Here is a 22,093-nt window from a genome sequence, read left to right on the forward strand (position 1 = left end):
CATGGCCACAACTGAACGTATCGTCCCGGCGACCATAGCGGACGACGGATCTGCCCACTACACCTCCGTCATGTCAAAGCCTGACGACAGCACTGCTGTGTGCTACATGGTCCCCAATCGGGTTATTCCCGTGATCTTCGTTCCGGGGGTCATGGGAAGTAACCTCATAGCGATTAAAGGAATAAACAAGGGAAGTCCCGTCTGGCTGGTCAACGGTGGCGCGGGTGCCGCGAAGGCATGGTTATGGCGCGGCCCGGAGACCCGGAAGCAAAAGGTCGATCCGAAGACTACAGATGTCTACGAAGGTGGTGATATTGCGTCCGGGACCGCGCAGAGTGTGGCGGAATTGCGCCGGCGAGGCTGGGGGACGGTGGCGAAGATGAGTTATGGAACGTTCCTTCCCTTCCTGGAAAATGCACTGAATGATGCGAATGAGTGCAAGGCAGGTTTCCGGGCGGGCCTCATGAAAGAACTCGTGGCCGAGGCACCGGGCGTGAGTGTGCTGTCACACGATGAAGTTGCGCTGTCATACAAGTATTCCATGCCGGTTCACGCAGTCGGATACAACTGGCTGCAATCCAACTCGGACTCGGCAAAACATCTTGCGGCCAAGATCAAGGAATTTACCGACTACTACAAAAAGCAGAACAAGCTCTGCGAGAAAGTCATTATTGTCACCCATTCCATGGGTGGGCTAGTGGCGCGGTATTACTCGGAAGTCGATGGGCATCGTGACAAGGTACTCGGGATCGTCCACGGTGTGATGCCAACAACGGGGTCAGCAACAGCCTACAAGCGTGTCACGACCGGCAGCGAGGGGTCTGCTGGCCCAGTCCTCGGGCCGGACAATTCCACGATGACACCGGTTTTTGCGCAGTCTCCGGGACCGCTGCAACTGCTTCCGGCCGTGGAGTATGGGATGGGGTGGCTCAAACTGCGGAACGGCAAGGAACAGACCTCACTGCCAGTGACCGATCCCTACGCGGAGGTATACCTGCAACGTGGGCAGTGGTGGAGTCTCATCAATGACAAGCTGATCAATCCGATGGATCCGGCGAAGAAAAACATCGATGCGGATTGGGCCGCATACGTTTCCTTAATAAACAAAAAGGTACGGCCATTCCATGAAGCGATGCGCGGGAAGTTTCATCGCGCCACCTATGCGTTCTATGGCAACGATGAGAAGCATAAGACATGGGGTGATGTGGTCTGGGAGAGCAAGCTGAATCCGGTACTGAAGTGGACCGATTCATATGCAAAAGTCGACCACCTCGAAAATGGACAGGGACTACAGGACAGCGGGACTGGCAGCCAGTCGCTTCTCCAGCGCAGTGGAGGCAATCCCGTCAATATGCAATATAACCTGATGCCCCCCGCTGAAAACGGCGATGGAACGGTACCGATCCGGTCCGGTCGCGCGCCTGCGGGGCAATCCGGTGTGCAGGCCTGTGTGGCCTACCCGGGGGTTGACCACGAGGGTGCGTACAAGAACCGTCCACAGCAGTACTTCGCACTATGGGCCGTCACCAGGATTGTCTCCAACGTCAAGGGTACCGTACTGGAATACAAGTGATGACCCTCCGAACAAACAAATGGCTTTTATTGCTTCCATTGCTGGTCGTTTCCGCGTGCGGACGCCAGCTGGCCCCCTTGACCGAGCAGGAGAAACATCACATGAGTGAACTGACCCAGAACCTGAAACCGTATTGCGTGGGGCGGTATCTGATTGACATGCCGGCCGATGTGCTGGTGTCGGGCGATGCGACGGTGCAAGGCGTGATGATCGATTCGGAAGCAATGACGCATGAAGCGTATCTGCAGGGGATCGCGAGCCGGAAGACGGAACTCCGGGGAACGAAGAGCATTGACCCGTATCCGTTTCTCTATGCCGATGACGCGATCGATGGTCCGGATACACACTATTTTGTCTATCGAGGGAACTTGAGTGATGGACCGGCGAATCGCGTTTTCGAAGCATACAAGTGGGATCATGGGTATCGATTCAAACTTGGAATCGAGGGCAGTGACTACCTCCACCCCGATCAGACAAATAAGCCTTATATCCAGGCGTTGGACGTAAAAAACGATGTTCCGGTGAAAACCGCTCTCATATTCGACCTTGTCAAAAGACTCCGCTGGCGCAGCGAGGATGAAATACCCACGGAACCTGGACTTTGTTTTCTTGGTGCCTTTCTTCCTGGAAAAGCAACAGACAAGGAAGATGTCGGGGCACAGTTTGTGTTTCCCAACAACCGGGACGTGAGTCTTGGACTCGAGAGCAATTCGAGCATTCGTGAACCCAACACGCTCCTGCAGCGCGGTGATCAGATCAATGCCGGCCTGAGGTCCATGAAGGAGGGGCGAGCCATACGGAAAGGTGCCGTCAAGTTGCAAGGAATTGATGCTGAAGAATGGCTCATCGTTGGGGAGACAGATCTGGAGGTGCCAGGGAGCATGTTTACCCTTGAGGCGAACTCGATGACGAGCAGTGCGCAGTCGCCGTTGCTGACGATGGATTTTAATACGGGTTCGCCCAATGCCTTTATGCAGGATCGCATCAAGGCTGCGTCCATGAGCGAGAGCGAAGCCGTCGCCGTGTGGGATATTGTGTCCCGCACGCTTCGTCCGCGCCCGAACGGTTTCTGAGGAAGTGCCAATGCCAGTTGACTTCGCAAGCCTGCCACCTGAGGAGCCAGTGCCCGACACCCCACCATCGCGCCTGCGCTGGACAATTGTCTCTTTCCTGATCGTCGGCGCTTTCGTCGTGCTGTTTGTCTGGCCAAAGGGCGAACCGACCCAGACGTTCTGGTTCTGGACCTGCGTGACGGTTTATCCGTTCGGCGTCGTCGCCGCATTCGTGCTCTTGCGGCGCTACAGCTTTTACGAGGGCCGCCGGCTGGACGCCATCGTGTGAAACAACGCCCGTGAAAAATAAGTAACCGATGTGTTTGCGCAGGCCAGTCGTCCGCTCGGCGTTCTTGCTGCGACCACGCGAGGTTTGCCAGTGAGGCGAGCGAAGACGCGATTGGAATATTGCTGGACGGGTAAGTCAAGCTTGAAGCGCGGACGGCTCTGAAGCCCGACACGGCCCCGGTCAACGCGCGTTGGTTCGAGTCGCCTGACAGAAACAAGGATAGGATCCGGTTCAGGAAGGACGACGAGCACCGACGGTATCTCCTCGCACGGGCGTTCAGCGAGGTGACCGACGCGGTCGCGGAAGCGGTACGTTCGTTGCCACCAGACTTGGGGTTGAAGGTCCAGTTGATGCAACCGGGCATGGTCGACACGGACGAGTCGCTGGCGACCGGGAGCAGGCAATGGGTATGGTCGTACCAGGCTGCAGAGAAACGCGCGCTCCTCGAGATCTAGCGCGCGCAGGCCGAGATCCCGTCCCCGCAGACACAACCGGGGGACTTTCGCTGCCATCAGACGGTTATGCTGGACGGGCGATTTGATGCAATGCGGGCGAGCCACGCTGCACAGGCGCAGGAACTCGAATTCCTGCGGCGGAACGAGTCCGGTCCGGGCAGTGCAGCACGGCAGTTTCCGCGACGCGCGGCCCGGCAATCCGCCGGCCCCTGTGAATGCTGTCCGCAAGTCCGGCGTGAAGTTACGAGTCGTACAGGATGCAGTCGGCGGAAGGCGGCCTGCCCGAAGATCGGTGTGTTGATGCGTTACGAAGAGCGTGTGGTGCGGGTAGTGGCTGAAGCGCGCGGTCAGCGGGCGATCATCAAATCACTTGGCGAAGACGGACGCGCCTTCCGGATCTTGCACGTCGTCAATACACGTTTCACACGCTCAAATAACTGGGGCTCGAGCCAAATACAAAGAGGAAGTGCGATCAAATCGCTGCAAACGTTTGCAAATACTTGTCCCGTAAAGGGTTTCCTGAAGTTTATTGATTTGCTGCCGTAAACTCGTGCGCGGGTCCCGATTTTCCTGTCGAGCCCGCCAACGAGTCGCGCCGACGCCATTAGGCGGCTCTTTTTGCAGCCGAAACCCTTCAGGCGCATCAAGGTCCACCAGCCGCCGCCGCATTAACGCCTACCTGCAACTTTTTTTCCTGATCCAAGTGTCGTTCATGCTGGCAGATTCGCCGGGTCGCGCGCAGTCGTTTCGACCGTCCGGCTCGCAACCGCGTGTGGCCATTCGTGCGCTCGACGACGTCGCGCGCGCCGCTGACGCGGTCATGTATTCCACGCTCGTCCTCTCCGCTATCGCGGCGGTACTGATCGGCTTCATCTATTACGAGCCGCAACTCGCGCTCGTAGGCGCTGCGCTGATCCTCGGCGCTGGCAGCTTCGTGTTTTTCTGCGCGCGCGGCACCGCGCTTTCGCGCGTCGTGCTCACGCTAGCCAATGCCGCGCTCGTCGCGCTGCATATCCAGGCGGCGCATGGCGTCACCGAATTCCATTTCGGCGTGTTCGTGCTGCTGGGCCTGTTGCTCGTCTATCGCGACTGGCGCCCGATCGTGCTCGCCGCGGGATTCTTCGCGGTGCATCACCTCGCGTTCGACCGGCTGCAGGCGCTCAACTTCGCCGTGTACTGCACGCGCGAGGCGAACCTGCCGCGCGTGCTGCTGCCTGCCGCTTACGTGGTCGCGCAAACGGCCGTCGAGGTCGTGCTCGCGCATCGTCTGCGCGCGGCCGCCATCATGGGCGCGATCACGGCGTCGAGCCACGAGCAGGCGCAGGGCATCGAGCAGGTCAACGCCATGGTCGCGCAGATGGACGACACCCCGCGCCGCAACGCCGCTTTGGTGAACGAAGCGGCCGCCGCGTCGTCGTCGCTGCACGCGACGAGCGCGAAGCTGCGAGAGGTGCTCGGCCTCGTCGCATTGTCGTGATAATGTCGTGCGACGTCCGGGGTGAACGAGTGGTGAACAAGGAGATCTTCCCATGATGAGCGTGGCGGGCTGCATCGTCTACAAGCACAACCTGTGGCTCGTCCTCGTCGCGCTGCTGATCTGCGCCGCGGGCTCGTGGGTCACCGCGCGGCTCGTCCTGCGCGCGTTCGCCGCGCGTTCGCTGCAGCGCATGGGCTGGTCGTTCATCGCGGCCGTCGTGGCCGCCGCCGATATCTGGTGCACGCACTTCGTCGCCATGCTCGGCTTCGAGCCGGGCGTACCGATCGCCTTCGACCCCGTGCTGACCATCACGTCGCTGCTCATCGCGCTCGTGGGCAGTTTCGCTGGATTCCTGCTCGCCACGAGCCAGGCCGCGAACCGTCTCACGCGCGCGGCGCCCGCGCTGGGCGGCGCGATCGTCGGGCTGGCGGTCGCGCTCATGCATTACGCGGGCATGCTCGCGTATCGCGTGGAAGGCATCGTGATCTGGAATCGCATCGGGATCGCCTTGTCGTTCGTGTTTGCCGTCGCGATCAGCGCGCTCGCACTGCATCTCGCCGGCGTGGCCACGCAGCGCCAGCAGGAGGACGCGGCCAGCGCGCAGGCTAGCGCCGCCGCGTCCGCGCGCCTCGTGGCGGGCGTGCTCGCCCTCGCCATCGCCGCGCTGCACTTCACCGGCATGTCCGCGTTCCAGGTCGTGCCGATGCCGATCGACGGACACTTTTCGAATCCCGCCGCGCTACATGCGCTCGCGCTCGCCGTGGCGTGCATGGCGCTCGTGATCGCGGGCGCGGGCTGCGTGAGCTTTCTGCTCGACGACAGCGTGCGCGCCGAATCGGTCGAGCATTTGCGCACGATGGCGATGAGCGACATGCTCACCGGCCTGCCCAACCGCGCGAGCTTCAACGCACGCATCGACGCCGAACTGGCGCGTACGCAGGACACGCGCAAGCTCGCGCTCATCGGCATCGACCTGAACCGCTTCAAGGAAATCAACGACCTGCACGGCCATCATGCCGGCGACGAAGTGCTGCGCATTCTCGCGCGGCGCCTTTCGAGCCTGATACGCGAAGGCGAGTTCGTGGCGCGCGTGGGCGGCGACGAGTTCGTGGCGCTCACGCGCTTCGCCTCGCGCGAGGAACTCGGCGATCTGCTCTCGCGCCTCGAAACCGCGCTGTACCGGCCGGTGCGCTACGACGACGCCGAAGTGCTCTCGGGCGCGAGCCTTGGCGTCGCCATCTACCCCGACGATGCCACCACCAAGACCGTGCTCATCAACAACGCCGACCTCGCCATGTATCGCGCGAAGGCGGACCTGGCGCAGTCGGTGTGCTTCTACGAGCCGGCGATGGACGAGATCGCGCGGGCGCGCCGCTCGCTCACGCACGACTTGCGCGAGGCGCTTTCGCGCGGGCAACTGAGCGTGCACTACCAGGTGCAGACCTCGATCGCGAGCGGCGAAATTTGCGGCTATGAAGCGCTGCTGCGCTGGGAGCATCCGCGGCTTGGCTTCATCTCGCCCGCCGAATTCATCCCGCTCGCCGAAGAGAATGGCCTCATTCTCGGCATTGGCGCCTGGGTGCTGCGCGAGGCGTGCACACGTGCCGTTTCGTGGGTGCCGCCTTACAAGGTGGCCGTGAATCTTTCCCCGGTGCAGTTCTCGCATGCGGACCTGCCGAAGCTCGTCGAGACAGTGCTGGTCGAGACCGGCCTCGCGCCCGAGCGGCTGGAACTGGAACTCACCGAGACGACCATTTTCGCGGATCGCGAGCGCTCGCTCGACGTGCTGCAGCGAATCAAGGCCATCGGCGTGAATATCGCGCTGGACGACTTCGGCACCGGCTACTCGTCGCTCGACACGCTGCGCTCGTTCCCGTTCGACAAGATCAAGCTCGACCAGTCGTTCATCAGCGAGGCCGAGTCGAGCCGCCAGGCCACCGCGATCATTCGCGCGGTGCTCGCGCTCGGCAAGAGCCTCGGCATTCCGGTGCTGGCCGAAGGCATCGAAACCGAGGCGCAGCTCACGCTGCTCGCCGACGAAGGCTGCGACGAAGTGCAGGGCTATCTGCTCGGCCGCCCGGCGCCGCTGAGCCAAATCGTGGCGAGCGGGCAGCTGTCGCTGCTCGCCGACGACGAAGCAGCCGTGGGCGCGGTGCGCAGTTAAACGCCCTCGTTGCCGTAGTCCACGAAGCGCGGCGCGCATTGCGGCTGCCACGCGCCGCCGCTCTGTGCGAACGCGCCGCGCGCCGTGTTGTGCGCATCGAGTGGCGCTTCCGCAAGACTCAGCACCGGCGTGACGCACGCGTCGCTGCCTTCGAACACGGCGGTCCATTCGTCGCGCGTGCGCGTGCCGATCGCCTGGGCGATGCGTTCCTGCACGCGCGGCCAGTGCGCCCGGTCGCGCTGCGGCAGTTCGAGCAGGTCTTCGGCGCCGATCCCTTTCATGAACGCCGCGTAGAACTGCGGCTCGATGCAGCCCACGGCGATGTAACGGTTATCCGCGCAACGATAGGTGCGATAGAAGGGCGCGCCGCCATCGAGCAGATTCGTGCCGCGCGCGTCCTGCCAGTGCCCCGCCGCGTAGAAGCCGTACATCATGCTCATGAGCATGGCCGCGCCGTCGGTCATGGCGGCGTCGACCACGCAGCCTTCGCCCGTCGAACGCGCGCGCAGGATGGCCGCCACCACGCCGAACGCGAGCAGCATGCCGCCACCGCCAAAGTCGCCGACCAGATTGAGCGGCACCACGGGCTCGCCGCCCGCGAGACCCACCGCATGTAGCGCCCCGGAAATCGCGATGTAGTTGATGTCGTGGCCCGCCGTGTGCGCGAGCGGCCCCGTCTGCCCCCAACCCGTCATGCGTCCATAGACGAGCGAGGCGCGCCGCGCGCGGCACACTTGCGGGCCGAGCCCGAGCCGCTCCATCACGCCGGGGCGAAAGCCTTCGATCAACGCATCGGCGCTCGCGATCAGATCGAGTGCGCGTGCCATGTCGTCGCGGCTCTTGAGGTCGAGCGCGACGTATTCGCGCCCGCGCGCGAGCGGTCCGGATGGCGCGGGGGCGCCTTCGCGGCCGATGCAGATCACGCGTGCGCCCATTTGTGCGAGCAGCATGCCGCAGAACGGTGCGGGGCCCAGCCCCGCGAATTCCACGACGGTAACGCCTTCCAGAGGTTTGATCATGTGTGCCTTCCTGCCTGCTTGCTGGTGTGCCGATTCACGCGCCTTCACAGCGTGCGCGCGATGATTTCCTTCATGATCTCGTCGGTGCCGCCGTAGATGCGCATCACGCGCGCATCGACCCACGCGGTGCCCACCACGTACTCGGACATGTAGCCGTAACCGCCGTGCAGTTGCAGGAATTCGTCGAGCAGCTGGTTCTGCAGTTCGGTCGCGTTGAGCTTCGCCATGGCGGCGTCCACGGGCGAAAGCTCGCGGCGCAGGTGCCGCGCGATGCAGTCATCGACATAGGTGCGCACCATCTCCGCTTTCGCGCGCGCATGCGCGAGCTTGAAGCGCGCGTTCTGGAAGTCGAAGATGGCCTGGCCGAACACCTTGCGATCGCGCGTATAGCGGATCGTGCGCTCGAGCATGCCCTCGATCGACGCGGCAGCGCGCACCGCGATCACGAGCCGCTCCTGCGCCAGCTCGCGCATGAGGTACGAGAAGCCCTGGTTCTCCTCGCCAAGCCGCTGCGCGACGGGCACGCGCACGTCCTCGAAGAACAGCTCGGACGTGTCTTGCGCGCGCAGGCCGATCTTGTCGAGCTTGCGGCCCTTGCTGAAGCCAGACGTGCCCTCTTCGACCACGATCAGCGAAACGCCCTTGCCGCCCAGTTCGGGCGCGGTCTTGCAGACCACCACGACGAGGCTCGCATTCTGTCCGTTCGTGATGAAGGTCTTCTGGCCGTTGATGACGTAGTGATCTCCGTCGTTGCGCGCGGTGGTGCGCACCGACTTGAGATCGCTGCCGGTGCCCGGCTCGGTCATGGCGATCGCGCCGATATGCTCGCCGCGCGCGAGCTTCGGCAGCCACTCGCGCTTTTGCGCCTCGGTGCCGTACGCGAAGATATAAGGCGCGACGATATCCGAATGCAGCGGAAAGCCGATGCCGCTCGCATTCACGCGCGCCAGTTCCTCGATCATGATGGCCGCGTGGCCGAAGTCGCCGCCGCCACCGCCGTACTCTTCGGGAATCGTGCAGCACAGCAGCCCTTCCTCGCCCGCTCGCCGCCAGACCGACTTCGGCACGATGCCTTCTTGTTCCCATTGATGATGGAACGGCACGATTTCGCGCTCGATGAAGCGCCGGGCCTGTTCGCGGAAAATCTCGTGATCGTCACGGAATACAGTGCGCATAGGGAATGTCTCCAGTGTCTCGTGCTCTTTCGTTATCCGTATCAAGCCGCGGGCTGGCGGTAGCGTTCCTTGAGAAGGCGCCGCAGCAGCTTGCCGTTATCGTGGCGCGGCAGCGCCTCCTCGAATTCGACCGAGCGCGGCACCTTGATATGCGAAAGGCGCTCGCGGCAGAACGCGATCAGCTCCTCGGCGAGCAGCGGGCTCGCGGCGTCGCGCTCGCGCGGCTGCACGACCGCTTTCACGGCTTCGCCGAACTCGGGGTGCGGCACGCCGATCACGGCGGCATCGGCCACGGCGGGATGCTCGGCGAGCACGTTCTCGATCTCCTGCGGATACACGTTCACGCCGCCGCTGATGATGAGGTCCACGCGCCGGTCGCTCAGGTACAGATAGCCTTCCGCATCGACGTGGCCGATATCGCCGTAGGTCGCCCAGCCGTAGCGGTTGTAGACGCTGCGCGTCTTCACCGGATCGTTGTGGTACTCGAAAGCGGGACCGCCTTCGAAAAACACGCGGCCAATCTCGCCCGCGGGCAGTTCGTGATCCTCATCGTCGACGATGTGGATCTGTCCGTATTTCGAACGCCCGACCGAGCCGCGATGCGCGAGCCATTCGCCGGAGTCGATCGCCGTGAGGCCCACGCTTTCCGAGCCCGCGTAGTACTCGTAGATCACCGGGCCGAACCACGCGATCATCTGCTCCTTGATGTGCGGCGGGCACGGCGCCGCTGCGTGGATCGCCACGCGCAGGCTGCTCACGTCGTACAGCGCGCGCGTGGTCCCGGGCAGATTCAGGAGGCGGATGAACATCGTCGGCACCCACTGGCTGTGCGTGACGCGGTAGCGCGCGATGGCGTCGAGCGCGGCCTCGGCGTCGAACTTCTGCAGCACGATGGCGCGGCCGCCCGTGTGCAGCATGCGCATGAGGTAGCGCAGCGGCGCGGCGTGGTAGAGCGGCGCGGTGCTCAGGTAGACGGAGTCGGCGTCGAAGCCGAACGTCTTGCGCCATGCCGCAGTTTCGGTGTCGTCGTCGTCGCGCTGCTCGAACGGCACGAGCGGCTTGCGGATGCCTTTGGGCAGGCCGGTCGTGCCCGACGAATAGAGGAAGTCGCGTCCGCGCGGCAGCGGCGGTAACGGTGGCAGCGGCGCGCTCGCATCGATCCCGGCGAGCGCCGCTTCGAGCGAGGCGAAGCCGGGCAGGGTTTCACCCGCACCCGCGCCCGCAACGAAGCAAGCGACGTCCTGCGCGGCGCCTTCGGCCACGAGCGAGGCGGCGAGTTCGTGCATGGCCCGCGAAACGATCAGCACGCGCGCGCCGCAGTCCGCGAGGACGTGCGCGGCCTCGCGTGTTTTCAACTGGATGCTGATGGGGGTGTAGTAGAGGCCGGCGCGCTCGGCGCCTATGGCGATGACGGCGAGCGCGGGGTGATTCTCGAACAGCAGCGCGATGCCGTCGCCGGGTTGCAGGCCGAGGCCGAGGAGCCAGTGCGCGATGCGCTCCGCGCGTTCGTCCAGCTCTTTGTAAGTGATGATCTGCTTGAGTGCGGGGAAGCACAGGGCCTCCCGCGTGGGTGCTGCTACAGCTAGTTCGCGGACACGCTCCACGGTCTCGTCTCCATGTCATGCGCGGCCCCAGTCATGCTGCCGAGCGCTGCCTCCACGCGCCTGACGAGCGACATCAGCCGGGGGGCGATGTCGTCGGTCAGCTGGTTGCCGCTGATGTTGAAAACTGCAATCGAACAGCTAAAAACCCAATACTCGTCGTCGATCGGGGCGGACAACGGAATCGCCACCGAATGGATCTCGCGCTGCATGTCGCCATGCGAGAGCGTGCAGCCGTGCGCGCGCAACTCCTGCTGCGCAAGCGCGAGGCGCTGCGCGAGCAACTCGCCTTTGGCGGGGTCGCGCGCGAGCGTGTCCTGCAGGTACTGCTCGCGCTCGGCGCCCGGCACGGTCCACAGATACGCGCGGCCCGACGCCGTGCGCGAAAGCGAGAGCCGCGTGCCCGTTTCCGAGCGATACACCGCGCTGCCCTCGCCCTGAATCACTTCGGCGTACGCCATGTTCAGGCGGTAGCCCACCGCGAGCGTCACCTGGCCGTGGCAGTAGTCGGCCAGCTCCTGCATCATCGGCCGCGCGATCTGCCGGATCGTCATTCGGCCGAGCGCCGGGGCGGCGAGGCTCAGCATCTCCGTGCCGAGCACATACTTCGAAATGCGCTCCGAATAGCGCAGCAAGCCGAACTCCGCGAGCGTGTTGATGAGCCGCAGCGCCGTGGGCTTGGGCAGCCCCGTGCGCTCGACCAGATCGCGCGCCGACAGCTCCGCGTCTCCCATCGAAAAGCACTGCAGGATCCGGATGCCGCGCGCGAGCGCGCTCACGAGCTGCGAGTCGGCGGCGTCGTCGGTGCGGGAGTTGGCCTGATCGTTCATGTCGGGTCCTTCGTCGGGGTAAGGGCGCGCCGCGCCGGTGCGGCGCGCGGCAAACCCCGGATTCTAGCTTTCTGCCGCACGCCGGAACAATTTTTTAAGACGCCTGGCTCATTTTTTCGCATTCGTGATGCCGCGCGGCTCGCAGCCACATGTTGATGTCTCCTTTTTCGACCTCTGGGGATCAAGTTGCCCGAGCAGTGTTGCGGATCGTGATCCAGAAATCAATAAAAATGATCCTATAGTGCCGAAATATGTTTACCACTATTGAAATAGTGAGTCGGTGAGGTGTATTTTGAGTCAGGAGATTCATTTTTCCTGACACTTCCAACCGTTGAGAGAACCATGACCAACAGCGCGGTAATCGTCGACGCAGTGCGCAGCCCGATGGGCCGGACCAAGGCGGGCGGCGCGTTCGTCGACCTGCATCCCGTGGATCTGCTCTCGCAGGTCTTGCAGCATCTGATCGTGCGCAACGACCTCGACCCCGGCAGCGTGGACGACGTGATGATCGGCTGCGTGAGCCAGGTGGGCGAGCAGGCCTCCACGCCGGGCCGCCTCGCGTGGCTCGCGACGGGCTTTCCGCAGCACGTGCCGTCCACCACCATCGAGCGCAAGTGCGGGTCGAGCCAGCAAGCCATCCATTTCGCGGCGCAGGCGATCATGGCGGGCGTCAACGAGATCGTCGTGGCCGGCGGCGTCGAGTCGATGAGCCGCGTGCCCATGGGCTCTTCGCGCATCGGCCGCGATCCGTACGGCGCGCTGTACCACGCGCGCTACCCCGAAGGCATGGTCGGGCAGGGCGTGAGCGCCGATCTCGTGGCGCAGAAGTGGGCGCTCACGCGCGAGGCGCTCGACGCCTATTCGGCCGAGTCGCACCGTCGCGCCGACGCCGCGCGCGCCGCGGGCCAGTTCGCGCGCGAGATCGTGCCGATCGATGTGGCGGGTCCTGAAGGCGTGCGTCGCGTGGACCTCGACGAGACCATCCGCGCCGGTACGACCGTCGAGCGGCTCGCGGGCCTCGCGCCTTCGTTCGAGAGCGCCGAACTCGCGGCGCGCTTTCCGGGCATCCGCTGGAACGTGACGGCGGGCAACGCCTCGCAAATCTCGGATGGCGCCTCGGCGCTGCTCATCATGAGCGAGCAGAAGGCGGCGCAACTGGGATTGAAACCGCGTGCGCGCATCGTGGCGTTCGACGTCTGCGGCGACGATCCGCTGATGATGCTGACCGCCCCCATTCCTGCCACGCAACGTCTGCTGAAGAAGCGCGGCCTCGCCATCGACGATATTGCGCACTTCGAAGTCAACGAGGCGTTTGCCGCCGTGCCGCTCGCCTGGCAGAAGGCGCTGGGCGCGGACGCGGCGCGGCTGAACCCGGCGGGTGGCGCGATCGCGCTTGGGCATCCGCTCGGCGCTTCGGGCGCGCGCCTCATGACCACGATGCTCAATTCTCTCGAAGTGAGCGGCGGCCGCTACGGCCTGCAGACGATGTGCGAGGCGGGCGGCATGGCCAACGCGACGCTCATCGAACGCCTCTAAAGCGCGACCACGAACAACAAAGGAGAGACGACACATGGACGAACAGAACAAATTCGCCGGCACGGTGGCGGTGGTGACGGGCGGCGCTTCGGGGCTGGGCCTCGCGAGCGCAAAGCGGCTGCTGTCAAAAGGCGCACAGGTCGTGATCGCCGACCTCGCCGGCTCGCGCGGCGCGGCCGTGGCCGATGAACTCGGCGCGCACGCGAGCTTCGTGCCCGCCGACGTGACGAGCGCCGACGACATGAACGCCGTATTCGAGGCGGCCACGAAGCGCGGCACGCTGCGCTCGCTCGTGCATTGCGCGGGCCGTGGCGGCGCGGTGCGCCTGATCGAGAAGGACGGCTCGCCGGGCTCGCTCGAAGCCTATGAGAACGTGGTGCGCGTGAATCTCTTCGGCACCTTCAACGCGCTGCGCCTCGCGGCGGCGGCGATGGCGCGCAACGAGCCCGATGCGGGCGGCGAGCGCGGCGCTTGCGTGCTCACGGCTTCGGTGGCGGCGTACGAAGGGCAGATCGGGCAGGTGCCATATGCGTCGTCGAAGGCGGGCGTGGTGGGCATGACGCTCGTGGCCGCGCGTGACCTGGCGAGCAAGGGGATCCGCGTGTGCACGATCGCGCCGGGTCTCTTCGACACGCCGCTGCTCGCGCGCCTGCCCGAGGAGATTCGCGAATCGCTCGGTCGCATGGTGCCGTTTCCGCCGCGCCTCGGTGAAGCCGACGAATTCGCCGCGCTCGCGCTGCACATCCTCGAGAATCCGATGCTCAACGGCGAGACCATCCGCCTTGACGGCGCGATTCGCATGCAGCCGCGTTGAGCGAGGCCGACCATGAGCGACGAACTGCTGATCGAGTCCCGCGACGGCATCCAGATCCTCACGATCAACCGTCCCGAGGCGCGCAACGCCTGCACGAAGGCGGTGGCCGAAGCGCTAGCCGCGGCACTCGACGAACTGGAGCAGCGCGACGACCTGCGGCTCGCCATCATCACCGGCGCGGGCGGCACGTTTTGCGCGGGCATGGACCTGAAGGGCTTTCTCAAAGGCGAAAGGCCGAGCCTGCTGGGCCGCGGCTTTGCCGGGCTCACTGAAGCGCCGCCGCACAAGCCGCTCATTGCGGCGGTCGAAGGCTACGCGCTCGCCGGCGGCTTCGAAGTCGTGCTCGCGAGTGATCTCGTCGTGGCCGCGAACAACGCGCAGTTCGGTCTGCCCGAAGTGAAGCGCGGGCTATGCGCCGCAGCGGGCGGATTGTTGCGTCTGCAACAGCAGTTGCCCGAGCGCATCGCCATGGAACTCGTGCTCACGGGCGACATGTTCGGCGCGCAACGGGCCTTCGAATTCGGTCTCGTCAACCGTCTCACCGCGCCGGGCGAAGCGCTGGCGGGCGCGCTCGAACTCGCGCAGAAGATCGTGGCGAACGGGCCGCTCGCGGTGGCGGCGAGCAAGCGCGTGATGCGCGAGTCGCGCGACTGGTCCAGTGCCCAGATGTTCGCGCGTCAGCGCGAGATCACGGACCCGGTGTTCGCTTCCGCCGACGCGCGAGAGGGCGCGGCGGCGTTTGCGGAGAAGCGCAAGGCGGTGTGGCAGGGGAAGTAGGGCGGCCCTTGCTTCAAGCGTGCGTGAGCGTTCTTCGCAGCGCCGCGAAGAACAGCTCCGACTGCAAACGCTCGCCCTGAATCTGGTCGGCCACGCGTTGTGCGAGATCGGCCGCCACCGGTCGCAACCCGCGCCCGGTGGAGCCCGCGAGCACCTGCGCGGCGCAGGCGCGCTCGAGGTAATAGAGGTCGTCGAACGCGTAGTCGATGCGCTCGCCGCACACCACCACGCCGTGGTTGCCGAGGAAGCCGATATCCCTGCCGTCGAGCGCATGCGCGATGCGCTCGCCTTCCTCGGGGCCGAGCGCGAGCCCGTTGTACTCGCGGTCCAGCGCGACGCGGCCGTGATAGCGCATGGCGTTCTGCGACAAGGTCGTGTCGAGCCCGCAGTCCTCAGTGAGCGTGAGAGCGGTTGCGTACGGCATGTGGGTATGCAGCACACAGGCCTTCTTCGCGATCCCGTGGATGGCGGCGTGAATGAACATCGCCGTCGGCTCCACGGCGTGACGGCCTGCCATCACGTCCCCCTGTGCGTCGACGATGACGACATCGTCGGCCATCACCTCGCTCCACATCAGGCCGCGCGGGTTCAGCAGAAAGAGACCGTCTTCGCCGGGAAGCGCGACGCTGAAGTGATTGCAGACGCCTTCACCGAGCCCGAAATGCGCGGCGGCCCGCAGTGCGAGCGCGAGGTCCGCACGCAGCGTCGCGACGTCCGGGTGGTGGAACAACTCTTCGCTTTCAATGGCTCCAGCGTGATGCACGGCGTTGCTCATGGGTCGTGGCTCCGGTTGTTCAGATGACCGCGTTGCGTCTGCGTCGCAACCCGCGTTCCTCATTCGCCGTCCAGCGCGAGCGGCACTTCGAGCCCGACCTTCACGCGGCTCATGCTCACCAGCGTCTTGAACCGCTTTACGTTGTTGTTCGAGAAGAATAGCTCGCGCGTGAGTTCCGTGTACTGGTCCATGTTGCGCACCGCGAAAATCAGCACGAAATCCCACTCGCCCGCGACGTAGTAGCACTGCTGTATCTGCGGGCAACGCTCGAAGGTGCGCTTCATCGTATCGAGCAGGTCGATCTGCTCGCTCTCCACCTCGACGGTCGCAACGATCGTGATGGGATGATCGACCTTCTCGGGCGAGACGATCGCCGCGTAATGGTCGATCACGCCTTCGTCGACGAGACGGCGCAAACGCCGGTTCACCGCCGCCGTGGAGAGGTTCACACGCGCGCCGAGTTCGTTTTGCGGAGTCTGGGCGTCGCGCTGGACTTCCATCAGGAGTTTGCGGTCGAAGGAGTCGAGATGTGTCGCCATTTACGCGGGAGCCTGAAAGTCGATATTTTTTTGCGTGACGTGACCGCATTATGAGACTTTTTCGCAGGGGCTGCGCAATATCATTTCGACATCGCAAGTCCACCGGAGCCCACCCATGCTGTTCGCCAACCCGCGCGCCACGCGCCATGCCTACCCCGAAACGCTCGGGAACATCCTGAACGTGAAGTCGGGTGACGAAAGCCGGGCATGGCTCGCCCGTTGGGAATTGATCAGCCCGGAGCCCACGCCGCTCTGGGACCTGAGTGGTGCGGCCGCGCGCCTGGGCGTGGCCCGCCTCGGCCTCAAGGACGAATCGTTTCGTTCTCCTCTTGGCAGCTTCAAGGCGCTGGGCGCACCGATCGCGCTGATGCGCCTCATCATGCGCCTGTGGCCCCAGCAGGAGATCGATCCTTGCAAGCTGATCGAGGGCCGCTACGGCGAGATGGTCACGAACCTCACGGTCATCAGCGCGACCGATGGCAACCACGGCAAGGCGCTGGCGGCAGCCGCGCAATCGATTGGCTGCCACTGCGTGATCGTGCTGCATGCGAACGTCAGCGCGGAGCGCGAAGCGGCGATCGCCGCGTACGGCGCGCGTATCGTTCGCATCGCGGGCAACTATGACGAATCGGTCGAGCACGCGGCGCAGCTCGCGAAGACGAACGGCTGGCACGTCGTCTCCGATACCTCCTATGACGGCTACGAGGCGATCCCGCGCGATGTCATGCAAGGCTACGGCACCATCGCGGCGGAAGTCATCGAACAGTCTGGCGGCGCGTGGACGCATGTGTTTCTGCAGGGCGGCGTGGGCGGTCTCGCGGCCGGCGTAGCCAGCTATCTGTGGGAGCATCATGGCGCCGCGCGTCCGCGTTTCATCGTGGTCGAACCGCGCCAGGCCGACTGCCTGTATCAAAGCGCCATCGCCGGCCGCGCCGCGAAAGCCACAGGGTCGGTCGATTCCGTGATGGCGGGCCTTGCGTGCGGGGAGACCTCGCCGCTCGCGTGGCAGATACTCGAGCCGTGCGTCGACGACTTCATGCTGATCGACGACGAGGACGCCGTGGACGCGATGCGCAGCCTCGCCACCGGCGCGGCAGGCGACGTACCCGTTGTATCGGGTGAGTCGGGCGCGGCAGGGCTCGCGGGCCTTGCGAAGCTCATGCGCGAACCCGAACTTGCGCGCGCAGCAGGGCTCGACGCGAACTCACGCGTGCTGCTGATCAGCACCGAGGGCGCCACGGCGCCGGGTGTGTACGCGGAACTGGTCGGCGCGTCTGCGCAAACCGTGGCGGCGCGTCGCGACGCCTGGCTGAGTCAGGTCACGCAGTAACCGAAAAGAGGACACCCACATGGAAAGCACACTGCAAGGCCAACTCAAAAGCTGGCGACAGTATCTGCACCAACGTCCCGAGACCGGCTTCGAGGAGATCCATACTGCCCACTACGTGGCGAACATCCTCGAGACACTTGGGCTCGAGGTGCACCGCGGCATTGGCGGCACGGGGTTCGTGGCGAACCTCACGGTCGGCAACGGCAAGCGCGTGATCGGCCTGCGTGCCGACATGGACGCGCTCAATATCGCGGAGCAGGCGCCGGGCCGCGCGCATGCCTCGCTGAACGCGGGAAAAATGCACGCCTGCGGGCACGACGGCCATATGTCGATGGTCCTCGGCGCGGCGCGGCTGCTCGCCGAGCGGTGCGATTTCGACGGCACGGTGCGCTTCATCTTCCAGCCTGCCGAGGAGCACGGCCGCGGCGCCAAGGCGATGATGGCGGACGGCTTGTTCGAGCGCTTTCCCGTCGATGCGATCTTCGGCGCGCACAACATGCCCGGCATGCCCGCCGGCACGTTCGCCACGCGCGCGGGCGGCATCATGGCGAGCGAGGATAACTTCGTCATCCATATCAAGGGCCGCGGCACGCACGCGGCGCGCCCGCACATGGGGGTCGATCCCATCGTCATCGCCGCGCAGATCGTGCTCGCGCTGCAAACCATCGTGTCGCGCAATCTCGACCCGGGCCTGCAAGCCGTGATCTCCTGCACGGAATTCATCACCGACGGCATTCGCAATGTGATTCCCTCGAACGTGATCATCAAGGGCGATACGCGCAGCTATTCGAACGACGTGCAAGCGCTGCTCGAAACCCGCATGCGTGAAGTCAGCGTCGGCATTTGCCAGACGCACGGCGCCGAATGCAGCTTCGAGTACACGCACGAGTTCGCGCCGACCGTGAATTCGGAGCAGTTCGTCGATCTGGCGGTGAACGCCGCGCGCAACGTGGCGGGAGACGCCGCCGTGGACGCCAACGTGCAGCCGATGATGATCTCCGAGGATTTCGGGGCATTCCTGCAGGTCGTGCCCGGCAATTTCATCTTCATCGGCAACGGCGACGCGCCGGAACGCGGCGGCATTCCGCTGCACAACGCCGGCTACGATTTCAACGACGACATCCTGATGACCGGCGCCCGCTACTTCGCGGAAATCGCGCGCCTCGCCTTGCCGGTCGGAACCAACCAATCATGAATACGCTGAAACTGAACGGCGAAGTGCTGCTTCGCCAACTGCGCGAACTGGGTGAAATCGGCGCCGATCCGCAAGCGGGCGGGCGCACCCGCATCGCGCTCACCGACGACGAAAAAGCCGGACGCGACCGCGTGGTCGCGTGGATGCGCGAACTCGAACTCGACGTGCGCATCGACCGTATCGGCAACGTGTTCGGCACCCTGCACGCAGGCGCCGACGCCGGCTCGCAACGCCCGCTGATGATGGGTTCCCACATCGACACCGTGCGCAACGCGGGGGCGCTCGATGGTTGTTATGGCGTACTCGCCGGGCTCGCCGTGGTGCGCGCGTTTCGCGAAGCGGGCGTGAAGCCGGGCCGGTCCATCACCGTGGGCGCATTCACGAACGAGGAAGGCGTGCGCTACCAGCCGGACATGATGGGCTCGCTGGTCTACGCCGGCGGCCTGGCCGTGGAAGCGGCGCTCGACGCGCGCGGCATCGATGGCACGCGACTCGGCGACGAACTGGCCCGCATCGGCTACGCGGGGGCGATGGAGCCGGGCGCGATCACGCCGCACGAGTATTTCGAACTGCATATCGAACAGGGACCGATTCTCGAAGCGGAAAACGTGCGCATCGGCGTGGTCGAGAATCTGCAAGGCATTTCGTGGCAGCGCGTGAGCGTGCAAGGCAACGCCAATCACGCTGGCACGACGCCTACGCGTTTGCGTCATGACGCGGGCTGGGTGGCCGCGGCGGTCGCCACGTTCCTGCGCGACCTCGCGGTTCGAAGCGGCACGATGCTCGCCACCATCGGCATGCTGAGCATCGAGCCGAACGTCATCAACGTGATTCCCCGCAAGGCCGTTTTCACGGTCGACCTGCGCGACCCCGATGAAGCACGTTTGCAGGACGCCGAGCGCCGCCTCGCCGATTTTCTGGCGGAGGTGGCACACAAGGAGGGCGTGAAGATCGAGACCGAGCGTCTCGTGCGTTTCGAACCGGTGGTATTCGACGCGGCACTCGCACGCGCCATCGAGGCCGCCGCCGAACGCCGGGGCTTCTCGAACCGGCGCATGACCTCGGGCGCGGGCCATGACGCCCAGATGATTGCGCGGATCGCGCCGGCCGCGATGATCTTCGTGCCGAGCCGCGGCGGCATTAGCCACAATCCGCGCGAGCATACGGACGACGATCAGCTCATCGACGGCGCGAACGTGCTGCTCGATGTGGTGCTCGAGCGCGTTGGCACGGCGTGAGGCCCGCGTGGTGCGGGACTACGTGCCGACCGCCGCGGCCTCGTCGAGCGCATCGTAGATGCCGATCACGCCGGCGGCGACAGTGTTCCAATGATCGATGGCGTGCGTGCCGACCACGTCGTCCCAGAACGACTCCGATCCACATTGAAGACGTTGCGCGTGCAACCGTCTCGTATAGAGCTGCAGGTCGAACTCGGCGGTGATGCCCATCGCGCCCACCAGCGCGTGTGCGCCGTTCGCCACCAGCGGCGCGGCGCGGCTCGCACGCGCCTTCGCAATGGCCGCCGCGATGCGCTGTTCCGACGTGTGGTGTCCCGCGCAGCCCAACTGCGCCGCGACGCGCGTGGCGGCCACGTGCTCGGCCATGACGCTCAACTGCTGCTGCACGGCCTGGAACTTGCCGAGTGAGCGGCCGAACTGCTGGCGGTCGTTCACGTAGCCGAGCGTGATGTCGAACACGCGCTGCATGCCGCCCGCCATCGTTGCGGCCGTGGCGAGCGCGCCCAGTTCGCCCACGCCACGCACGCTGGCGGGCAGCGTGCGGGCCGCGTGCGCGGGGTAGGTGAGCGTGGCGTCGAGGCTATCGCCGTGCGCGCGCAGATCGGCGCTGGCGAGCTCGACGAGGCTCGCGCCATCGGCGGTTTCGACGATGAGCGTGTCGGCGACGAGACCGTAGGGCACGAACGCCGCGCCGTGGCGCGAAGCGTTGCCAAGCGCGATGGCGATGGGACCGCGCGGCGCTTCCACGCCCGCGCGTGCGAGCAGATCGCGCGCGATCATGGTGTGCGCGGCGGGTAGCGGCAGCGCGTGCGCGCCGAATTCGAACAGCGCGCCCGCGGTGGCGGCGAGGCGCATGCCCGAGCCGCCTTTCTCCTCAGGCACGAGCGCGTCGAGAAAGCCGAGCGCGTCGAGCTGGTCCCACAGGGCGCGTCCCGCGTGACGGTCGCGCGCCGCTTCCACGGTGCGCACGAATTGCGGCGTACAGTGACGCGCGAGCACGTGTCGCGCCGATTCGGTCAGCATGTCATCCATGGTGTTCTTCTCCATGTTCGTCGTTCGTTTAGCGCAGCCCGAGGCCGCGCGCGATCATGCCGCGCAGGATCTCGCGCGTGCCGCCGCGCAGCGAGTACGACGGCGCGATCTTCGTCACGTAGTCGAGCGTATCGGCTAGCTCGCGCGTCACGGCCTGCTGCGGATGCGCGCCGAGCGCGTCGCCGATCAGCGTGGGCACGCTCTGCTCGAAGCTGGTGCCGAGGTCCTTCACGAGCGCGGCCTGGGTGGCGGGGCTCGCCCCGTCGGCAAGCGCTCCCGTAACGGCCACGGACATGGCGCGCAAGGTGGCGAGTTCGGTTACGAACGCCCCGAGCGTGCGGCGCTCGCTTTCGCCGACCGGCGAGTGAGCAGTGCGTGCGGCTTCGCGCAACGTATGCGCCCATTCCTCCAGCAGCACGATGCTCGAATAAATGCGCTCGGGGCCGCTGCGCTCGAACGCCAGTTCCGCGGTGACCTGTTCCCAGCCTGCGCCTTCAGTGCCGATCAGCGCGTCCTCGGGCAATTCGACATCGTCGAAGGTGACTTCGGAGAAGTGCGCGTCGCCGGCGAGGTCGCGGATCGGCGCCACATGCACGCCCGGCAGCGACAGGTCGACGATCACTTGCGAGAGCCCGCGATGCCGGTCTTCGGGCGCGCCCGAAGTGCGCACGAGCGCGATCATGAAGTGCGAGTGCGGGGCGTTGGTCGTCCAGATCTTGCGGCCCGAGAGGCGCCAGCCGCTGGCCGTGCGCTCGGCGCGCGTGCGTACGCTCGCGAGGTCGGAGCCCGCGTTGGGCTCGCTCATGCCGATGCAGAAGAACGCCTCGGCCCGGCAGATGCGCGGCAGATAGAACGCCTTCTGCGCCTCGGTGCCGTAGCGTGCGATGAGCGGGCCGCTCTGGCGGTCGGCGATCCAGTGGGCCGACACCGGTGCGCCGGCCGCAAGCAGTTCTTCCACGAGCACGAAGCGCGCGAACGGGCTGCGCCCGCCGCCGCCGTATTCGCGCGGCAGCGTGAGGCCCAGCCAGCCTTGCGCCGCGAGCCGGCGGCTGAAGTCGGCGTCGAAGCCGAGCCACGAACGCGCACGCACCGCGGGCGGGACGCCCTTGAGTGCTTTGGCGAGAAATGCGCGCACCGGTGCGCGCAACGCCTCGTCTTCGGGCGGAATGGTTCGGAGTGTGAAAGGGTCGGTCATAGCGTGCTGCGCTTTACAGTGCAGTTC

General features: G+C 65.4%; 20 protein-coding genes. 12 read left to right on the top strand and 8 right to left on the bottom strand.

Going from position 1 to position 22,093, the window contains the following annotated elements; translation table 11 throughout:
• Position 1 precedes the first annotated feature (1 nt).
• The 6 genes from AB4Y40_RS17340 (at position 2) to AB4Y40_RS17365 (ending at position 7,010) form a co-directional block, all read left to right on the top strand.
• Entirely contained in the window at positions 2–1,573 is a 1,572-nt protein-coding gene (locus AB4Y40_RS17340; protein ID WP_368688766.1) for an esterase/lipase family protein, read from the top strand.
• A gap of 101 nt (positions 1,574–1,674) precedes the next feature.
• Positions 1,675–2,646 (top strand): T6SS immunity protein Tli4 family protein, encoded by a 972-nt coding sequence (locus tag AB4Y40_RS17345; protein ID WP_368688767.1) that lies wholly within the window; start codon positions 1,675–1,677, stop codon positions 2,644–2,646.
• Between the two features lie 10 nt (positions 2,647–2,656).
• On the top strand, positions 2,657–2,914 hold the full coding sequence (locus AB4Y40_RS17350; RefSeq protein ID WP_368688768.1) for a hypothetical protein: 258 nt from the start codon (positions 2,657–2,659) through the stop codon (positions 2,912–2,914).
• 755 nt (positions 2,915–3,669) lie between these two features.
• Complete coding sequence (locus AB4Y40_RS17355) at positions 3,670–3,915, top strand: hypothetical protein (RefSeq protein WP_368688769.1); 246 nt, start codon at positions 3,670–3,672, stop codon at positions 3,913–3,915.
• Positions 3,916–4,081: 166 nt separating this feature from the next.
• A complete protein-coding gene (locus AB4Y40_RS17360) occupies positions 4,082–4,846 on the top strand; it encodes a hypothetical protein (RefSeq protein WP_368688770.1) in 765 nt (254 codons plus the stop codon).
• 52 nt (positions 4,847–4,898) lie between these two features.
• The gene (locus AB4Y40_RS17365) at positions 4,899–7,010 is read left to right on the top strand and encodes a putative bifunctional diguanylate cyclase/phosphodiesterase (RefSeq protein ID WP_368688771.1); all 2,112 of its coding nucleotides are present in this window, start codon (positions 4,899–4,901) and stop codon (positions 7,008–7,010) included.
• On the opposite strand, the gene AB4Y40_RS17370 is transcribed toward AB4Y40_RS17365, so the two are convergent.
• The 4 genes from AB4Y40_RS17370 to AB4Y40_RS17385 are packed head-to-tail and all read right to left on the bottom strand — an operon-like array spanning position 7,007 to position 11,635.
• The gene (locus AB4Y40_RS17370; protein WP_368688772.1) at positions 7,007–8,029 is read right to left on the bottom strand and encodes a CaiB/BaiF CoA transferase family protein; all 1,023 of its coding nucleotides are present in this window, start codon (positions 8,027–8,029) and stop codon (positions 7,007–7,009) included. The two genes, AB4Y40_RS17365 and AB4Y40_RS17370, sit on opposite strands and share 4 nt — an antisense overlap.
• Before the next feature lie 44 nt (positions 8,030–8,073).
• Positions 8,074–9,204, bottom strand: a complete 1,131-nt coding sequence (locus tag AB4Y40_RS17375; RefSeq protein WP_368688773.1) for an acyl-CoA dehydrogenase family protein — start codon at positions 9,202–9,204, stop codon at positions 8,074–8,076.
• A gap of 41 nt (positions 9,205–9,245) precedes the next feature.
• A complete protein-coding gene (locus tag AB4Y40_RS17380) occupies positions 9,246–10,808 on the bottom strand; it encodes an AMP-binding protein (RefSeq protein ID WP_368688774.1) in 1,563 nt (520 codons plus the stop codon).
• Positions 10,787–11,635, bottom strand: a complete 849-nt coding sequence (locus AB4Y40_RS17385; protein ID WP_368688775.1) for an IclR family transcriptional regulator — start codon at positions 11,633–11,635, stop codon at positions 10,787–10,789. Before AB4Y40_RS17385 ends, AB4Y40_RS17380 begins: the two co-directional genes overlap by 22 nt.
• Before the next feature lie 342 nt (positions 11,636–11,977).
• Between AB4Y40_RS17385 and AB4Y40_RS17390 the strand changes: the two genes are divergently transcribed.
• The 3 genes from AB4Y40_RS17390 to AB4Y40_RS17400 are packed head-to-tail and all read left to right on the top strand — an operon-like array spanning position 11,978 to position 14,762.
• Entirely contained in the window at positions 11,978–13,171 is a 1,194-nt protein-coding gene (locus AB4Y40_RS17390; protein ID WP_368688776.1) for an acetyl-CoA C-acyltransferase, read from the top strand.
• Between the two features lie 34 nt (positions 13,172–13,205).
• A complete protein-coding gene (locus tag AB4Y40_RS17395) occupies positions 13,206–13,985 on the top strand; it encodes an SDR family NAD(P)-dependent oxidoreductase (protein ID WP_368688777.1) in 780 nt (259 codons plus the stop codon).
• A gap of 12 nt (positions 13,986–13,997) precedes the next feature.
• Positions 13,998–14,762, top strand: coding sequence for a crotonase/enoyl-CoA hydratase family protein (locus AB4Y40_RS17400; RefSeq protein ID WP_368688778.1), 765 nt, complete (start codon positions 13,998–14,000; stop codon positions 14,760–14,762).
• A gap of 13 nt (positions 14,763–14,775) precedes the next feature.
• Here the strand turns inward: AB4Y40_RS17400 and AB4Y40_RS17405 are convergent, their stop codons facing one another.
• A complete protein-coding gene (locus tag AB4Y40_RS17405; RefSeq protein ID WP_368688779.1) occupies positions 14,776–15,537 on the bottom strand; it encodes an aldolase in 762 nt (253 codons plus the stop codon).
• A 59-nt stretch (positions 15,538–15,596) separates the two neighbouring features.
• Complete coding sequence (locus tag AB4Y40_RS17410; protein ID WP_368688780.1) at positions 15,597–16,076, bottom strand: Lrp/AsnC family transcriptional regulator; 480 nt, start codon at positions 16,074–16,076, stop codon at positions 15,597–15,599.
• Positions 16,077–16,191: 115 nt separating this feature from the next.
• On the opposite strand from AB4Y40_RS17410, the gene AB4Y40_RS17415 reads away from it, so the two are divergent.
• From AB4Y40_RS17415 to AB4Y40_RS17425, 3 genes are read left to right on the top strand one after another with little or no spacing between them, the layout of a single operon-like run.
• Entirely contained in the window at positions 16,192–17,406 is a 1,215-nt protein-coding gene (locus tag AB4Y40_RS17415) for a diaminopropionate ammonia-lyase (protein ID WP_368688781.1), read from the top strand.
• Positions 17,407–17,425: 19 nt separating this feature from the next.
• Entirely contained in the window at positions 17,426–18,601 is a 1,176-nt protein-coding gene (locus AB4Y40_RS17420; RefSeq protein WP_368688782.1) for a M20 aminoacylase family protein, read from the top strand.
• Positions 18,598–19,839 carry a Zn-dependent hydrolase gene (locus tag AB4Y40_RS17425; RefSeq protein ID WP_368688783.1) on the top strand — a complete coding sequence of 414 codons (1,242 nt, stop codon included), beginning with the start codon at positions 18,598–18,600 and terminating at the stop codon, positions 19,837–19,839. The genes AB4Y40_RS17420 and AB4Y40_RS17425 overlap by 4 nt, the downstream gene beginning before the upstream one ends.
• An 18-nt stretch (positions 19,840–19,857) precedes the next feature.
• Here AB4Y40_RS17425 and AB4Y40_RS17430 read toward each other — a convergent pair whose 3' ends face one another.
• On the bottom strand, positions 19,858–20,886 hold the full coding sequence (locus tag AB4Y40_RS17430; RefSeq protein WP_368688784.1) for an acyl-CoA dehydrogenase family protein: 1,029 nt from the start codon (positions 20,884–20,886) through the stop codon (positions 19,858–19,860).
• A 13-nt stretch (positions 20,887–20,899) separates the two neighbouring features.
• Positions 20,900–22,066: an acyl-CoA dehydrogenase family protein gene (locus tag AB4Y40_RS17435; protein ID WP_368688785.1), complete on the bottom strand. Its 1,167-nt coding sequence runs from the start codon at positions 22,064–22,066 to the stop codon at positions 20,900–20,902.
• Between the last annotated feature and the right edge of the window lie 27 nt (positions 22,067–22,093).

Source organism: Paraburkholderia sp. EG287B, assembly GCF_040965595.1.
In the GTDB taxonomy this organism is placed as follows: Bacteria; Pseudomonadota; Gammaproteobacteria; order Burkholderiales; family Burkholderiaceae; genus Paraburkholderia.